Genomic DNA, 16,212 nt, shown 5'->3' with positions numbered 1-16,212 from the left:
TCTAATACTAGATTTTATTGATATTTGGATTTAATTGTTCGCAAACGTGGCGAGCAAAACCACTACCAGCCTCGCTGTAAATGTTAAATGCCGCATCAACGCCATTCTCTTTCAGTGTTTCGAGTTGATCGGGATATTCAGCAATAGCCGCAATTTGGCCTTTAAAGTTACGTGACTTTAATTGTTCTAAAGCGGTTTGATTACCTTGGTGGTGAGGCATTGCCAAAATCACCAGTTTTACGTTGGCTGTATCTAGAATTCGTTCCCAGAAATCCGGGTCAGTCGCGTCGCCAGAAATCACGTTTCTGCCATGGCTTCTGTGGTTGTGCGCGGCTTCTTCACGAACTTCGACACCTAAGCTCACCTTGCCGTAGCGAGAACGTAATTCGTCATAAGCACCAGTACCAATTCGTCCCATACCAAGAATTAGCACTTGAGCCCGACCCGGGTCAATTCGCTTATCACGTTGGTGGAGTTTCTCTGCCGCATGTTCTTTTAACCAACGACCTGATTGTTGATAAAGCTTGTGACCCGCTTTATTGAGAGGTGCAGCGATTAAGAAGGATAGTGAAACTGCAATCGCCACAGCCACCAAAATGTCACCAGACATCCAACCCATCTTAAAGGCAAGACCGCCGACGATAAGGCCAAATTCACTGTAGTTAAACAGTGATAGAGACGCGAGTAGGGACGTTCGAACACGGAACTTGAATCGGTTGAGCACCAAGAAGTACAAAATGCCTTTCACTGGCAGTAACAACAAAAACAAGACTGCAAGCATAAAGCCTTGAATGGTCGGCTGTTCAGACAAGCCAATATTCAAGAAGAAGCAGACGAGGAAAAGCTCTTTGAGGTTAAACAGCGACTTTGACAGCTCTGAAGCTTTTGGATGACCAGCGAGCAACATACCTAAGATAAGAGCGCCTAAGTCTGGCTTTACACCTACAAACTGGAACAAGCCAGCACCAACAACTAATGCGAAGAAGATGCCGAACAGCACCAGCATTTCACCGTGTCCCACCCAATCGAGGATCTTGTAGAACAATGGGCGAAAGAAAGGCAAAGCGAACAGTGCGATGGCATACCACTCTGGAATCTTGCCTGTCGATACGGTCAAAAAGACCACGGCGAAGATATCCTGCATGACCAGAATACCGATCGCTAGCGTGCCATAGGTCGCATTCATCTCGCCTTTATCTTGTAGAGATTTAACCGCGAATACGGTACTAGAGAATGAAAGGGCAAAACCGAGTAGAACGATCTGTTCCATCGACATGGCTGCCAGAGATGAAATACCTAGGAACTTAAAACCAAATAGGGCGACCGCAAAAAACAGAGTAGATAAAAGGTTGTGGATTGTCGCGCCAGCCCAGATCTCCTTAGAGAGCAAGGTTTTGATGTCGAGCTTTAAGCCAATAGTAAATAGGAGCAGGGTGACACCAAGGTCAGCCAAGGTAATGATGGTGTCATTAGTTTCAAAGCCAAGGGCAAAGAGCCCGAAACCTGCGACCAAAAATCCAACTAATGGAGGAAGTTGACATTTTAAAGCAATAAATCCTGCGATAAACGCAGTGGATATTAATATAAGTTCCATAACTTGTTGTTGTAGTTCCCTAGCTTAAAAAAACGGGCCGTGTTCATACAAACACGGCCCGCGGAAAATCAGAATTGTTTTTCTTTAGTCTTCGAGAAGCTTTTGAAGCAACACACCGTTGAGCATAGCGCGCTTAATCATAGCAAAAGCTCCCATCGTAGGATGTTTATCGATCTGTGATGCTACAATAGGCAGGCCGCTATGGAAAGTCGTTAACGACTGATTCTCTACATTGCGCTTAATTGCAGGGAAAACAATCTCTTGTGCCTTGGTAATATCACCAGCAATGATAACTTTCTGAGGGTTAAATAAGTTAATCGTCATCGCGATAGCCTTACCTAACTGGTTTCCTACTCGAACTAAGCTTTGCTTGGCTAGCTCATCACCATTAATTGCGTGGTCACAAACGTCTTGAATCGTAATACGCTCAAGCTCTGTTAAAGAAGACTCATAGCCTTGCTTAATCAGCTTTTGCACTCGTTCAACGATCGCTGGGTTTGCCGCTACGGTTTCAAGACAGCCGAAATTACCGCATTGGCATTGCTCGCCGAGCGGGTCAATTTGGATATGACCAATTTCACCCACGTTACGGTTATGACCTAGGAAAACCTGACCATTAACGATAATACCTGCACCTGTACCACGGTGAACACTGACCAAAATAGAATCTTGGCTGTCTTTACTCGCACCGAAGTAGTGCTCAGCAAGCGCCATTCCACGAACATCGTTACCAACAAAACAAGCAACATGGAATGTATCGCGAATAATGTCGCTTAATGCGAGGTTATCGATGTCGGTATTTGGCATGTACTCAACAACACCGGTCGTTGGGTTAACTAAGCCTGGAAGCGTGACACCAATGGCAATCAATTGGTCGATCTTTGGTTGATGTTCAGCAATGAAAGCTTTGAGGTTATTGACCAAGCCTTGGGTAAGGTCTGATTGGTCTGAATAATTCAGGTCTTGCTGTTGGAAAGCCAATTCACGACCACCAAGGTCATGCAGGCTTATTTGAATGTAGTCTCGACCCAAACGCACAGCGACAGAATGGAAAGGCTCTACTTCTGTGGTTAGGGAGATAGCGCGTCTACCGCCAGTAGACGCTTGCTGCGCAACCTCTTTAATTAGGCCGCGCTCTAAAAGTTGGCGGGTAATTTTTGTAACACTTGCCGGTGCGAGTTGGCTTACATCAGCCACTTGTATACGACTGATAGGCCCTTGTTGGTCTATAAGTCGGTATACCGCCGCACTGTTTAGTTGTTTAACTAAGTCTACGTTACCTATTTGTCCGCCATTCATACTTAATTGTGCTCGTATTGTCCGTTAACAACAGTCGCTTTAACGTTAAAGTCTCGGTCAAATACAGCTAGGTTTGCAACCATGCCTTTTTTGATTCGACCTAGCTTGCTTTCTACACCGATAGCCGTAGCTGGGTATAGCGTAGCCATGCGAAGAGCTTCGTCTAAAGCGATACCAGCGTGCTCAACTGTATTCTGAACTGCTTCAATCATAGTCAGAGCTGAGCCGCCCAGTGTGCCGTTTTCATCAACACACTTACCATCACGGTAATATACTTTCTTACCGACAAAAATAAAGTATTCCATGTCAGCACCTGCAGGAGCTGTGGCATCCGTCACTAATACCAACTTTTCTCCCTTGATTTTATGCGCAATTCTGATGTTTGCGTAATCAACGTGGAAGCCATCGGCAATAATGCCTGCATAAACCTCAGGAGTATCGTAAATCGCGCCAACAACGCCAGGCTCACGACCAACCATCGGCGTCATTGCGTTGAACAGGTGAGTGGCGAACGTGATACCAGATTCGAAACCTTGGCGCGCTTCTGCGTAAGTTGCATTGGTGTGGCCGATAGAAACCACAACGCCAGCTTTGTGCAGGCGTTCGATGTGTTCTGGATCGTTAAGCTCTGGAGCCAATGTTACTTTTGCAACAAGGTCACGGTTCTCACAGATAAGCTCAATCATTTCGTTGTCAGATTTACGAATGTGATCGACGCTATGGATGCCTTTTTTTGCAACGTTCAGGTAAGGGCCTTCAAGGTGCAGACCTAAAGATTGGTTTTGGTACTGGTTGTGGTATTCACGAGCTGCCGTAATAACCGCACGCATATCTTCGTCTGAAGAGGTGATAAGCGTTGGTAGGAAGCTAGTACAGCCAGATTTCAGGTTTGCTTTGTGCATGATCTGCATAGTTTCTGCAGTGATCTCATCGTTAAGCATTACACCGCCACAACCATTCAGTTGTAGGTCAATGAAACCTGGGCTTAGGTTTGCTCCGTCTAGGTCGCGAACCTCGATTCCTTCTGGTAATTCAGAGATAGGACAGACTTTTTTGATCAGTTCGTTTTCGATTACAACAGCATGATCGGTTAGAACATCACTACCAGTGTAAATTTTACAGTTACTTAGCGCGTACATAGTCAGCTAATCCTTATTTCGTGAGATCTTTTAAATTCGTTCGTTACCTAAATGTGGACTTAGTTTGCGAGCATCATTTACGTAACGATTTATCTTTTATGGGCAAACGGCTTCAAAATGGGAAGCGTTTTAAGTTGTTGAAAAACATATGAACAATTGTTCGTTATTATACATTTAGGTTCATCATTAATGATTATTCACGGAGCTCTGTAAGCTCTGAGATACCATCTTTTTGCCTAATGATTAGATTTGGATTTTATCTATAAATGTTCATTTTTTTGAATGATAAAATAAGTTTTATGATCTCGCTAGCAAAAACCTCTGGATTTGGTGAAAACTGGTGATTAGGATCACAAATGGTAAGGTTTTAATTTGCGGAGCAAAATTAATTGAATACACTGAATAGGACTAAATTGAGCGACTAAAATAAGTTTCTCAAACGAATTCTAAAAAATCCTATAGGGGGAAACAACTGGTGAATATTCTAGGATATGCACAGAAGCTTGGTAAGGCGTTAATGCTACCAATCGCAACGCTTCCGATTGCGGCGCTTCTTTTACGTTTAGGTCAAGGCGATCTACTTGATATTCCATTCATGGCGCAAGCTGGTGGTGCTATCTTCGGTAACCTACCATTGCTCTTTGGTCTAGGTATCGCGATTGGTCTTTCTAAAGACGGTAACGGCGCAGCAGGTCTTGCTGGTGCAGTTGCTTACTTCGTACTAACTGCTACAGCAACGACAATTAACGCAGACGTTAACATGTCATTCTTCGGCGGTATCTTCGCAGGTATCATCGCAGGTCACTCTTACAACGCTTTCCACGCGACACGCCTTCCTGAATGGCTGGCTTTCTTTGCGGGTAAACGTTTAGTACCTATCATGGCCGGTCTATTCGCACTTGTTGCAGGTGCTGTGTCTGGTGTGGTATGGCCTGGTGTTCAATCTGGTCTAGACGCACTTGCTCATGCAGTATCAACGTCTGGCGCTATCGGCCAATTCGTTTACGGTACTCTTAACCGTGCACTTATCCCTGTAGGTCTACACCACGTATTGAACTCATACTTCTGGTTCGGTATGGGTACATGTCAAGAAATCATCGTAGCTGGTCAAGGCGCATTCGCTAACATCACTCAACTTTGTGTTGACCCAGCACTTGCTAAAACTCTAGTTGTTGGCCAAGAGCACACATTCACATTCGCTAACTCTGTAACTCCAGAAATCACTACTGTAGTTAAAGAAGTGACTGAAACTGTTAAATCTGGCGACCTACACCGTTTCTTCGGTGGCGATAAAGGCGCTGGCGTATTCATGAACGGTTTCTTCCCAGTAATGATGTTCGGTCTACCAGGTGCTGCACTTGCAATGTACCTAGCTGCTCCTGCTGAAAAACGTAGCCAAGTTGGTGGCGCACTATTCTCAGTTGCATTCTGTTCATTCCTAACAGGTATCACAGAGCCGCTAGAATTCATGTTCGTATTCCTAGCTCCTGCTCTATACGCAATGCACGCTGTATTTACAGGTCTGTCTCTAGTAGTTGCTAACATGTTTGGTACTCTGCACGGTTTCGGTTTCTCTGCTGGTCTTATCGACTTCGTATTGAACTGGGGTCTAGCAACTAAACCATTCGTACTACTACTAATCGGTCTTGGCTTCGGTGCTCTATACTTCTTCACTTTCTCTTTCGCAATCCGCGCTTTCAACTTGAAATCGCCAGGTCGTGAAGATGATGACGAAGCTGTTGCCGCTCCTGCTGGCGATGCACCAAAGGGCGACCTTGCACGTCAATACCTGAAAGCTCTAGGTGGTCACGACAACCTAACTTCAATCGACGCTTGTATCACTCGTCTACGTCTAACTCTTAAAGACCGCTCTGTTGCAGATGAAGTTGTTCTTAAGAAACTAGGTGCTAAAGGTGTGGTTAAACTAGGTGAAAACAACCTACAGGTTATCCTAGGCCCACTAGCTGAAATCGTAGCTGGCGAAATGAAAGCTATCGGTGCAGGCGAAGACCTATCTGATGTAAAACTTCCATAGTAAGGGAAGTACTTAATTAAGACGTAAAGTTACTCTTAAGTAAGTGTCAAATTGAAAGCCTCCCACATGGGAGGCTTTTTTTGTGCCTACAGTTTAAGATGAGCGAACACGGTTCGTTCTATTCTTCATCGAATAGCAGAAATAATCGTAATTAACAGACGGTTCTTATTGTGCAAAGGCTAAGAATTGTGGATGATTAGCAACAATGATCTTTCTATCTTTGACTGGCGCTATAAGCGACCGTTTTCTTGGGGACGAAAGATAACTTTCTCTGACAATACTAAATACATAGAGGTGCTATAGATGAGTGAAGCTGAGGCTCGTCCATCGAATTTCATTCGCCAAATTATTGATAAAGATTTAGCGGATGGTACACACAGTAGCGTGCATACTCGTTTCCCGCCGGAGCCAAATGGCTACCTGCACATTGGTCACGCTAAATCTATTTGCTTGAACTTTGGTATTGCTCAGGACTACCAGGGACAATGTAATCTTCGTTTCGATGATACAAACCCTGAAAAAGAAGACGTTGAATACGTTGAGTCAATTAAGAATGATGTAAGCTGGTTAGGCTTCGAATGGTCTGGTGATATTTGCTACTCATCAAACTACTTCGATACGCTTTACGCTTATGCTGTGGAATTAATTAATAAAGGCTTAGCGTATGTTGACGAGCTAAGTCCTGATCAAATCCGTGAGTACCGTGGCACGCTAAAAGAGCCAGGTAAAGCGAGCCCATACCGTGACCGCAGCCCAGAAGAGAACCTAGCGTTGTTTGAAAAAATGCGTGACGGTGGCTTCGAAGAAGGTAAAGCGTGTCTACGTGCTAAGATCGACATGAGCTCTTCGTTCATGGTTATGCGCGATCCTGTTATCTACCGTGTTCGTTTTGCTCACCACCATCAAACGGCTGACAAGTGGTGCATTTACCCAATGTACGACTTTACTCACTGTATCTCTGATGCGTTGGAAGGTATTACGCACTCTATCTGTACGCTTGAATTCCAAGATAACCGTCGTTTGTACGATTGGGTTCTAGATAACATCACGATTGATTGCCAACCTCGTCAGTACGAGTTTAGCCGCCTGAATCTTGAATACACAGTGATGTCTAAGCGTAAGCTGAACCAACTTGTGGTTGAAAACCTAGTTCAAGGTTGGGATGACCCACGTATGCCTACTATTTCTGGCCTACGTCGTCGTGGTTTTACTTCAAGCTCCATTCGTGAATTCTGTAAGCGTATTGGTGTGACTAAGCAAGAGAACATGATTGAGTTCGGTTCACTTGAATCTTGCATCCGTGATGATCTGAACGAAAATGCACCTCGTGCAATGGCTGTTCTGGATCCAGTTAAGATCGTTATCGAAAACTACGAAGCAGATACAGTAGAAACGCTAACGGTTGCAAATCACCCAAACAAGCCAGAAATGGGCACTCGTGAAGTACCATTTACACGTGAAGTTTGGATTGAGCGTGATGACTTCCGTGAAGAAGCAAACAAAAAGTACAAGCGTTTGGTTCTAGGCAAAGAAGTTCGTCTACGTGGCGCTTACGTGATCAAAGCTGAACGTATCGAAAAAGATGCAGAAGGCAACATTACGACTATCTTCTGTTCTTACGACAATGAAACATTGGGTAAGAACCCTGCAGATGGCCGCAAAGTGAAAGGCGTTATCCACTGGGTATCTGCTGATAAAGCGCTGCCTGCTGAGATTCGTTTGTACGATCGTCTATTCACAGTGCCAAACCCAGCCGCTGCTGATGACTTCGCTGCAACGCTAAACCCTGAATCACTTGTTACGCTAAATGGTTTTGTTGAACCTAGCCTAGCAGAAGGTGTTGCAGAGCAAGCGTACCAGTTTGAACGTACAGGCTACTTCTGTGTGGATTCGAAAGACTCTAAAGCAGATGCACTAGTCTTCAACCGTACGGTTGGTCTACGTGATACTTGGGGTAAAACTGAAGCTTAATGCTTGAGTATTTAGTTTGTTAAAAACGACCCAATAAAAACCGGCTTAGAGCCGGTTTTTTTGTATCTTAAATTTGATTACTAAGGCGCTTCTAGTGACCAACTAGCGTTTTAAGCAGTAGAGCCAGAGCTTTAGGGATTATTGGGGTCTTGTTGGGTTACTTCACCCGTGCGTGAGTTGTACCAGAAAACATAACCTGCATTTCCAGGATCGCTGTCGAAATCGACTCCAGTGTAGATGTAGTAGCAAAGCGCGAGTTTGTTTTGAGGAGTACCGTCTTTGGCAACAAAGCTATGGTTTTGACGGCGGGTAACAAAATCAAAATTGTTGGACTGGCTCGGGTCTGTGGTAGCAGTCAGGTCGGTTGTCATAATGGCATTCCATATTGACACACACCCTTGATCACCTTGACCTATGTTGTAAGGCTGACCCATAGGGTTACCTTTATCAACGCCAAGTGGGTAGCCGACGTCATTCATGTCCAATTGAGCATTGCCGTCTGCGTCTTCCCCAAAACCTGGCATGTCATTCATTTCAGCGTTGCCGCCGCCGCTGACCAGCCATTTACTGTGAGCAAACGTGATCGCACTTTGAAATTGAGATTGAGCAGCGTCAAACAGAGCGATACGGCCATCGGTTTGAATGTTAAGAAAACGGGGAAGGGCAACAACAGCAAGTACGGCGATAATCACCACAACAACCAACATCTCAATTAAAGTAAAAGCCTTAACTAGCGGGATTCTTTTCATGGATACTTTATGGAGCCCTATATAAAAAACGCCGGCCTAAGCCAGCGTTCTGTATTACTTCTTCGCTTTATGCGCGTCTGGATTGCCTTTGCAATCTCCGCTAATGCTTTTGCCGTACAAGTACAAACTGTGGTTTGTTAGTTGCACGTTGTAACGCTGAGCAATCTCTTTCTGTCTTTCTTCGATGATGTCATCAGAGAATTCGATCACTTCGCCACAATCTAAACATACAAGGTGGTCGTGGTGGTGCTGTGTAGAAAGTTCAAATACAGACTTGCCGCCTTCGAAGTGGTGACGAGTTACAATGCCAGCGTCATCGAATTGGTTAAGTACTCGATAAACGGTTGCAAGACCGATTTCTTCACCTAGGTCGATCAGCTTCTTATATAAATCTTCAGCACTAATATGTTGGCAGTCTGGCTGTTGTAATACTTCTAAAATTTTGAGCCGTGGAAGGGTCACTTTAAGACCTGCATCTTTTAGCGCTTGATTATTGTCTGACATATACTTTCCTGTTGATGATCTGCAGCAATTAACAGAATTCAATATTAATACCATTATAGTTTAGTCAGGCATAACAATAAACCACGAACTTCAAAGGGTTACTTACTGACATCACAATCTGTTTTGTAAATTGGAAGTATCTCACTTATAGTGGAGGTACGACCAGTCAAGGTGACGGTGTTTCTGATATGAACATGGAATGTTGTTATGAATAAGCAACTCGCAAAAATATATAAACCCAACATTGTAAAATTTGCTCTTAATATTTGGCCTCCCTTTTGGGGAGCGGGTATTCGAATAGCCCACATTAGCGCTGACTTTAGGGTTGTTAAGACAGTACTTAAACTACGCTGGTGGAATAAGAACGCCAATCGTACTCAATATGGCGGCAGTATTTTTTCTCTTACCGATCCCGTTTACTCATTGATGTTAATGGGAATTTTAGGTGAGCGGTATTATGTTTGGGATAAAGAAGCGAGCATTAATTTCATCAAGCCGGGGCAATCGGACTTGTATGCAGATTTTGAGATAAGCCAAGGGCAACTTGACGATATCTATCGTCAGACGCAACTCGGTGAAAAGTGTTTCCCTGAATTTATTATTCACGTGAAAGATAAGCAGGGTAATGTGGTTTCAGAAATTCAACGCACCCTCTATGTAAGGAAGAAGCCGCAATTTAGAGATGACGATGAAGCATTAGAAGCTGAGTGCTAATTAATAGATTTTAAATAGCAAAAAACCTCCTATAAGGAGGTTTTTTTCATATCTACATAATGGTTATTAATTGTAACAATTAACAACCACTAGAGAATTAGTCTTCTAGCTCTGCTAGGCACATCTCTTCGTGGATTTGTTTAACCCAGTTAGATACGCGCTCATCAGTTAGCTCAGGTTGACGGTCTTCATCGATACATAGACCAACGAATTGGCTGTCATCGCCTTCAACTAAACCTTTCGATGCTTCGAATTCGTAGCCTTCAGTTGATGTGTGACCTAGGATAGTACCGCCTTTCGCTTCAACGATGTCACGGATAGTACCCATAGCATCACAGAAGTATTCTGCGTAATCTTCTTGGTCGCCACAACCAAAGATAGCAACAAGCTTAGTTGAGAAATCAATAGCTTCTAGCTCTGGGAAAAAGTCATCCCAATCACATTGTGCTTCGCCGTAGTACCACGTAGGGATACCAAGCAGCAGTAGATCGAAGTTATCGATATCTTCTTTGCTGCTTTTTGCAATGTCTTGAACGTGAACGAGCTGTTTGCTCAATTGCTTTTGAATCATCTTAGCAACAGCTTCAGTGTTACCTGTATCGCTACCAAAGAAGAGACCTACACTTGCCATAGAATCATTACCTTTCATTTTGTCTGTTGTCGGTGTAATAAAGTTCGGAAGAGAATCGTTAGATCCCAGTTCCTTCCCAGCTTAGTTGGATTATCCCTTTGGCGATAAAACCCGCACAGCCAAGGAAAAGTACTAACCATACGATGCGACGACCAAATGGAGGAACATTTCCCTGCTTGAGAACGTCCTTAATTGCCATACCGATTAAAAAGAAAATCGCGGCAAACAGGAGATCTAAACCAACAGATTCGATGATGTTCATGTAGTCGTAAAGCATGGGAACCTTATATACCAATTTTGCTTGGGCGCACTATATCACTGTTGTGAGATAAAGTTAATCTGCAGTAATTACACAGCTCTCATTTATCTGCACGAAAAAGCGCAGTTAAGCGATGAATTTTCTAATTGCTCTAAGTACTTCTGCTGGTTTTTCAGCATGCAGCCAGTGACCCGTGTTGGCAATGACATGCGCTTTTGCGTTAGAAAATTGCTGCTGAACGGCTGCTTGATGTTCTGCGGTGAGGTAATCAGAATCCCCACCTTTAATGAGCAAGGTTTTGACCGAGGTTTTCTCGATCGGTTCCCAACCAATAATGTGTGGGTAGTTGCTCAATAACGAAGCAACATTGAAGCGCCATTCCATGATGCCTTGCTCTGTTTTGAACAAAGATTTGGTTAAAAACTGGCGAACGCCATCGATCTCGATATGTTTTGCGAGAACCTTGAGTGCGTCTGAGCGTGAAGTCGGTTTTTCTTCTATCACGGCTTGCAGGCCTGCGAATACGTTGTCGTGGCGACTTTGAGTGTACGCGATTGGCGCCATATCCAAGGCAATCAATTTATGCAGTGCAAGATGCTGTGTCAGTGCCATCGCTACTTTGCCACCCATCGAGTGACCAATCACAGTGACGTCTTCTAACTTAAGATCATGCAGCAGTTGAGCCACGTCTTGTGCCATCGCTTGATAGTTATGAGTGTCACTATGGAAGGATTGACCGTGGTTGCGGAGATCGATACTAAGTACCTGATGATCGGCTTTTAGATCCCTAGCGAGCAAGCCAAGGTTGTCCAGATTACCGAATAATCCATGGATCAAAACAATGGTGTGACCCTCACCTTCAATTTTATAGTTGAGCTGTACTGACATTTTTATCTTATTCATGGTGGGTTTGACGTAGAGTATCCGCGCGGATCTCGCTATAATCCCCCAGAGTTTAAACATTGAGATTGTGAAAAGCGAATGAAAACAATTGAGGTTGATGAGGACCTATACCGTTTTATTGCGGGTCAGACAGAACGTATTGGCGAAAGCGCTTCAGATATTCTGCGCCGCTTGTTACAGGTTGATAGCCAAGGCATGGCTCCGATCGAAGAGATCGTTGAGCCAAAAGGTATCGTTGTTAGCAAAGAGGTAGGCTTTACTCCAGAGAAGTTCGATGGCGTTAAAGAAATGCGCTCACTACTAATATCAGATGAGTTTGCATCACTAAAGAAAGCCATTGATCGTTTCATGCTTGTGTTATCAACACTGCATAAAATCGACCCTTTAAGCTTTTCAGAAGCAACTCAAGTAAAAGGCCGTAAGCGCGTTTACTTTGCAGATAACGAAGCGACGTTGCTAGCAAACGGCAACACGACTAAGCCTAAAGCTATTCCACAAAGTCCTTTTTGGGTTATTACTAATAACAATACAAGCCGAAAAAGACAGATGGTTGAGCAGCTTATGAGCCGCATGAGTTTCCAAGCAGAATTGATAGAAAAAGTAACAGGTTCAATTTAACGAAATCTGATTTAAACCTCATAATATCCATGGATAAGAAGATATTATGAGGTTTTTTTGTTTTTAAATTTTATATATAAGGATGTCGAAAATGGCTATGCACCCTCGTGCTGGGCAGAAAGCTCAGCAGGAAGATCTTCATAATATCCCGGTTTTAGTTGCTAACTATTTCTTACAGCAACCGGATGCTACTAACCCAGATCATAAAGTACTTTTCGGTACTTCAGGTCACCGCGGTACAGCAGACAAATCAACATTTAACGAAAACCACATTCTAGCAATTGCACAAGCGGTTGCTGAAGTTCGTGCCGAGCAAGGTACAACTGGCCCTCTTTTCTTAGGTAAAGATACTCACGCTCTATCTGAGCCTGCGTTCTCTACGGTTATCGAAGTGCTTGTAGCGAACGGTGTTGAAGTTATTATTCAAGAAAACAACGGCTTTACTCCAACACCTGGTATCTCGCACGCGATTCTTACGCATAACTTAGTGAATGACAAAAAAGCCGATGGCATTGTTATCACGCCTTCACATAATCCACCTCAAGACGGCGGTATTAAATACAACCCGACACACGGTGGCCCAGCTGAAGCTGAACTGACTCAAGCGATTGAAGACCGTGCGAACGTGATCATTGCTGAGCAAATGCAAGGTGTTAAGCGTACGCCGATCGCACAGTCTAAACAGTCTGAGCTAGTAAAAGAAGTGGACCTGGTTGCGCCATACGTCGCTGATTTGGTGAACGTTGTGGATATGGAAGCGATCCAGAAAGCAAACATCAAGATTGGTGTTGATCCACTGGGTGGCAGCGGTATTGATTACTGGCGTCAAATTGGTAAAGCGTACAATCTAGATCTGACTCTGGTAAGTGAAGCGGTTGACCCTTCATTCCAATTCATGTCTCTAGATAAAGATGGCGTGGTTCGTATGGACTGTTCTTCTCCATACGCAATGGCAGGTTTACTGGCGCTTAAAGACGAGTACGCTCTAGCATTTGGTAACGACCCAGATTACGATCGCCACGGTATCGTGACACCTAAAGGTTTGATGAATCCAAACCACTTCTTAGCGGTTTGTATTGATTACCTATACCGTAACCGTGAAGGTTGGGGTAAAGACGTTGCTGTTGGTAAGACACTAGTATCAAGTGCATTAATCGATCGCGTAGTTGCTGACTTAGGTCGCGAACTTTGCGAAGTGCCAGTTGGTTTCAAATGGTTCGTTGATGGTCTATACAACGGCCAGTTTGGTTTTGGTGGTGAAGAGAGTGCAGGTGCTTCTTTCCTACGTAAAGACGGTACGCCTTGGTCAACAGATAAAGATGGCCTGATTCTTTGCCTACTTGCGGCTGAGATCACTGCTGTGACGGGTAAGAACCCACAAGAATACTACGAAGAGCTCGCCGCTAAACACGGTGAATCTAAGTACAACCGTATTCAAGCGGTAGCAAATGGCGCACAAAAAGACGTGCTGAAAAAGCTTTCTCCGGAGATGGTTTCTGCTGAAACACTTGCTGGCGATGCGATTACTGCTCGCTTAACGCATGCTCCTGGTAATGGCGCTGCGATTGGTGGCCTTAAAGTGACCACTGAGAACGGTTGGTTTGCTGCTCGTCCATCAGGCACTGAAGACATCTACAAGATCTACTGTGAAAGCTTTAAGGGTGAAGAGCACCTGAAAGCAATCGAAGCAGAAGCTCAAGAGATTGTTAACCAAGTATTTGCAGCCGCTGGCCTATAATCGAATCTCGATTACTAGAGTTGCTACGTAAATAGAAGAAGGGTTGATGTGAAAGCATCAACCCTTTTTATTTGTGTTGGTTTCGTATAATTGGGAAAGGTAACTGAGTTAGCTCAGACGACTAACCGTGTGGCCAGCTTTGCGGCATCACAAACCAGAATTGCCCCGACTTTGTTTGCCCATGGACGAAGCGATCACCGAACTCGGTGATAGGCTGACTGCTGAAATCATCCGTACCAGCTGCCCATTGCTCTTTGGTGAGAGGGTAGAGCGCTTCAGTGATTAGATGAACTTGGTCTTGATAGCACCAAAACCCGTTAACTTGGCTCGAGTTAATGTCGTAGCCCAAACATGCAGTAGGTACGTTTTGCTCTAAGAATGGGTTGGTATATAGGCGACCTTGCATCAGCAAGTGCTTTGAGTCGACATCGATCTCTGGATATTGCTCAATAAACGCTGCAGAAGAGGACATTTCGAGTTGGTGGCTGAGCATCCTGTCGAGTTTCTTATCCAATTGGTCGTGAGAGTTGGGGCCAAACCATGTTTGTTCGTAGAGCAGATAGAACTTAATCGCCACTTCCCAATGTTCTAGCTTTTGGCTGCTCTCTTCTTCAAGAATAAAGTCGATTGCACCGAGAGTTCTGCCTTCCACATTGATCTGAATCTCGTCGTGCTTTATCGAGTAATTCGGTGAGGCAGTGATCACTTGTTCACATAGATATTGGTAGAGGAAACCTAATCTAGGATTACCATCATAAGTATGTGATGAGTCGATGGCATGGTGGCTAGAGAATGCACTGAGATCCGAAACCGGTGGCTTGATTTCTAGTAATGGCGGTGAGTCGATGACCCATTGGTAAAAACGTTGCAGTGCTGTCATCTCTTCCTCATAAACTCATCGTGGGGCTTTCGACATTCTACCCGTAAATTGATATAACGACGTTATTATAAAGGTAAGCTGGAAAGAAAAATGAATAACTTACAATTAGAAAAGCTACTTAACGAAAAACTGCAGCCACAGCAGATTAAAGATTACTGTCCTAATGGTCTTCAAGTTGAAGGTGCAACAGAAGTGAAGCGAATTGTTACTGGTGTGACAGCTTCTCAAGCCTTGATTGATAAAGCGGTAGAACTGAACGCAGACGCTTTGTTAGTCCATCATGGTTTTTTCTGGAAAGGCGAGTCAGAAGCCATTCGTGGCATGAAGGGCAAGCGCATTCGTACCCTGATTAAAAATGACATCAATCTTTTAGGTTATCACTTACCGCTTGATATCCACCCTGAACTTGGTAACAACGCAAAATTGGCGGAGTTACTTGAGATAGAAGTCGAAGGCGGTTTGGAAGGGCACCCACAATCGGTTGCTATGTTTGGTAAATTAAAAACACCAATGACAGGTACTGAATTTGCAGCAAAAATCGATCAAGTTCTAAATCGTAAACCACTGCATATCGCGCCAGAAAACCAAGACAAAATGATTACGACCGTCGGTTGGTGTACTGGTGGTGGTCAAGACTACATTGAACTTGCAGCTTCTCAAGGTATTGATGCTTTTATCTCTGGTGAAATTTCAGAGCGCACTACTTACTCAGCACGCGAGCAAGACATTCATTATTTTGCTGCTGGCCACCACGCGACTGAGCGCTACGGTGTAAAAGCGCTAGGTGAATGGTTAGCGAAAGAGCATGGCTTGGATGTTGAGTTTATTGATATCGATAATCCGGTATAAGAGCAGTTGCGAGATGAGGGATACGAGTCGAGAGTAAGCATCATTTTCTCGAATTGAGCAGGTAACCTGTAGAGTTTATCTGCTCGCTTAAGGAGATCCCCAACTCGCTCGTTCCTCGCTCTTGAGGATGACGACATTGCTTCGTTCTATAGGCACCGTCATTCCCTAGGCTGACGGAGGAAGGAATAGGGAATCTCTTAAGTTTCTTTATAAACTAAATGAGATCTCCAACTCGCTCGTTCCTCGCTCTTGAGGATGACGACATTGTGTCGCTCTATAAGTACCGTCATTCCCTAGACTGACGAAGGAAGGAGTAGGGAATCTCTTAA

15 protein-coding genes are annotated in these 16,212 nt (G+C 44.2%); 6 read left to right on the top strand and 9 right to left on the bottom strand.

Translation table 11 applies throughout. The features are described 5' to 3' along the window. Positions 1 to 7 precede the first annotated feature (7 nt). From MSG34_RS08455 to nagA, 3 genes are all read right to left on the bottom strand, one after another. Positions 8 to 1,594, bottom strand: a complete 1,587-nt coding sequence (locus MSG34_RS08455; RefSeq protein ID WP_048612173.1) for a cation:proton antiporter family protein — start codon at positions 1,592 to 1,594, stop codon at positions 8 to 10. Between the two features lie 84 nt (positions 1,595 to 1,678). Further along, positions 1,679 to 2,893: an ROK family protein gene (locus MSG34_RS08450; protein ID WP_061019534.1), complete on the bottom strand. Its 1,215-nt coding sequence runs from the start codon at positions 2,891 to 2,893 to the stop codon at positions 1,679 to 1,681. A gap of 2 nt (positions 2,894 to 2,895) precedes the next feature. Further along, on the bottom strand, positions 2,896 to 4,032 hold the full coding sequence (gene nagA, locus MSG34_RS08445; protein ID WP_048617843.1) for an N-acetylglucosamine-6-phosphate deacetylase: 1,137 nt from the start codon (positions 4,030 to 4,032) through the stop codon (positions 2,896 to 2,898). A gap of 475 nt (positions 4,033 to 4,507) precedes the next feature. Here nagA and nagE point away from each other — a divergent pair, with 475 nt between their 5' ends. Next, a complete protein-coding gene (nagE, locus tag MSG34_RS08440) occupies positions 4,508 to 6,067 on the top strand; it encodes an N-acetylglucosamine-specific PTS transporter subunit IIBC (RefSeq protein WP_048612171.1) in 1,560 nt (519 codons plus the stop codon). 303 nt (positions 6,068 to 6,370) lie between these two features. Beyond that, positions 6,371 to 8,038 carry a glutamine--tRNA ligase gene (gene glnS / locus MSG34_RS08435; RefSeq protein ID WP_017063407.1) on the top strand — a complete coding sequence of 556 codons (1,668 nt, stop codon included), beginning with the start codon at positions 6,371 to 6,373 and terminating at the stop codon, positions 8,036 to 8,038. Positions 8,039 to 8,169: 131 nt separating this feature from the next. Here glnS and MSG34_RS08430 read toward each other — a convergent pair whose 3' ends face one another. Continuing rightward, positions 8,170 to 8,787: a prepilin-type N-terminal cleavage/methylation domain-containing protein gene (locus tag MSG34_RS08430; protein ID WP_248337014.1), complete on the bottom strand. Its 618-nt coding sequence runs from the start codon at positions 8,785 to 8,787 to the stop codon at positions 8,170 to 8,172. 54 nt (positions 8,788 to 8,841) lie between these two features. Further along, a complete protein-coding gene (gene fcrX, locus MSG34_RS08425) occupies positions 8,842 to 9,291 on the bottom strand; it encodes a ferric iron uptake transcriptional regulator FcrX (RefSeq protein ID WP_048606469.1) in 450 nt (149 codons plus the stop codon). Between the two features lie 207 nt (positions 9,292 to 9,498). Here fcrX and MSG34_RS08420 point away from each other — a divergent pair, with 207 nt between their 5' ends. Next, entirely contained in the window at positions 9,499 to 10,005 is a 507-nt protein-coding gene (locus tag MSG34_RS08420) for a DUF4442 domain-containing protein (RefSeq protein WP_019820496.1), read from the top strand. A gap of 97 nt (positions 10,006 to 10,102) precedes the next feature. Here MSG34_RS08420 and fldA read toward each other — a convergent pair whose 3' ends face one another. The 3 genes from fldA to MSG34_RS08405 form a co-directional block, all read right to left on the bottom strand. After that, entirely contained in the window at positions 10,103 to 10,636 is a 534-nt protein-coding gene (gene fldA / locus MSG34_RS08415) for a flavodoxin FldA (protein WP_010436745.1), read from the bottom strand. A 58-nt stretch (positions 10,637 to 10,694) separates the two neighbouring features. After that, complete coding sequence (locus MSG34_RS08410; protein WP_004737900.1) at positions 10,695 to 10,913, bottom strand: DUF2788 domain-containing protein; 219 nt, start codon at positions 10,911 to 10,913, stop codon at positions 10,695 to 10,697. A 108-nt stretch (positions 10,914 to 11,021) separates the two neighbouring features. Continuing rightward, entirely contained in the window at positions 11,022 to 11,783 is a 762-nt protein-coding gene (locus MSG34_RS08405; protein WP_248337251.1) for an alpha/beta fold hydrolase, read from the bottom strand. Positions 11,784 to 11,876: 93 nt separating this feature from the next. On the opposite strand from MSG34_RS08405, the gene seqA reads away from it, so the two are divergent. Together seqA and pgm are read left to right on the top strand one after the other, a co-directional pair. After that, positions 11,877 to 12,416, top strand: a complete 540-nt coding sequence (seqA, locus tag MSG34_RS08400; protein ID WP_019820493.1) for a replication initiation negative regulator SeqA — start codon at positions 11,877 to 11,879, stop codon at positions 12,414 to 12,416. 91 nt (positions 12,417 to 12,507) lie between these two features. Continuing rightward, complete coding sequence (gene pgm / locus MSG34_RS08395) at positions 12,508 to 14,154, top strand: phosphoglucomutase (alpha-D-glucose-1,6-bisphosphate-dependent) (protein ID WP_248337012.1); 1,647 nt, start codon at positions 12,508 to 12,510, stop codon at positions 14,152 to 14,154. A 121-nt stretch (positions 14,155 to 14,275) separates the two neighbouring features. Here the strand turns inward: pgm and MSG34_RS08390 are convergent, their stop codons facing one another. Next, positions 14,276 to 15,034 carry a DUF1853 family protein gene (locus MSG34_RS08390; protein WP_248337010.1) on the bottom strand — a complete coding sequence of 253 codons (759 nt, stop codon included), beginning with the start codon at positions 15,032 to 15,034 and terminating at the stop codon, positions 14,276 to 14,278. A gap of 90 nt (positions 15,035 to 15,124) precedes the next feature. Between MSG34_RS08390 and MSG34_RS08385 the strand changes: the two genes are divergently transcribed. Beyond that, positions 15,125 to 15,883, top strand: coding sequence for a Nif3-like dinuclear metal center hexameric protein (locus MSG34_RS08385; protein ID WP_050633826.1), 759 nt, complete (start codon positions 15,125 to 15,127; stop codon positions 15,881 to 15,883). Positions 15,884 to 16,212: the final 329 nt, after the last annotated feature.

It is taken from the genome of Vibrio sp. 1CM2L (genome assembly GCF_023161695.1).
Lineage (GTDB): Bacteria > Pseudomonadota > Gammaproteobacteria > Enterobacterales > Vibrionaceae > Vibrio > Vibrio coralliirubri.
This window is presented reverse-complemented; position numbering and strand designations above follow the sequence as displayed.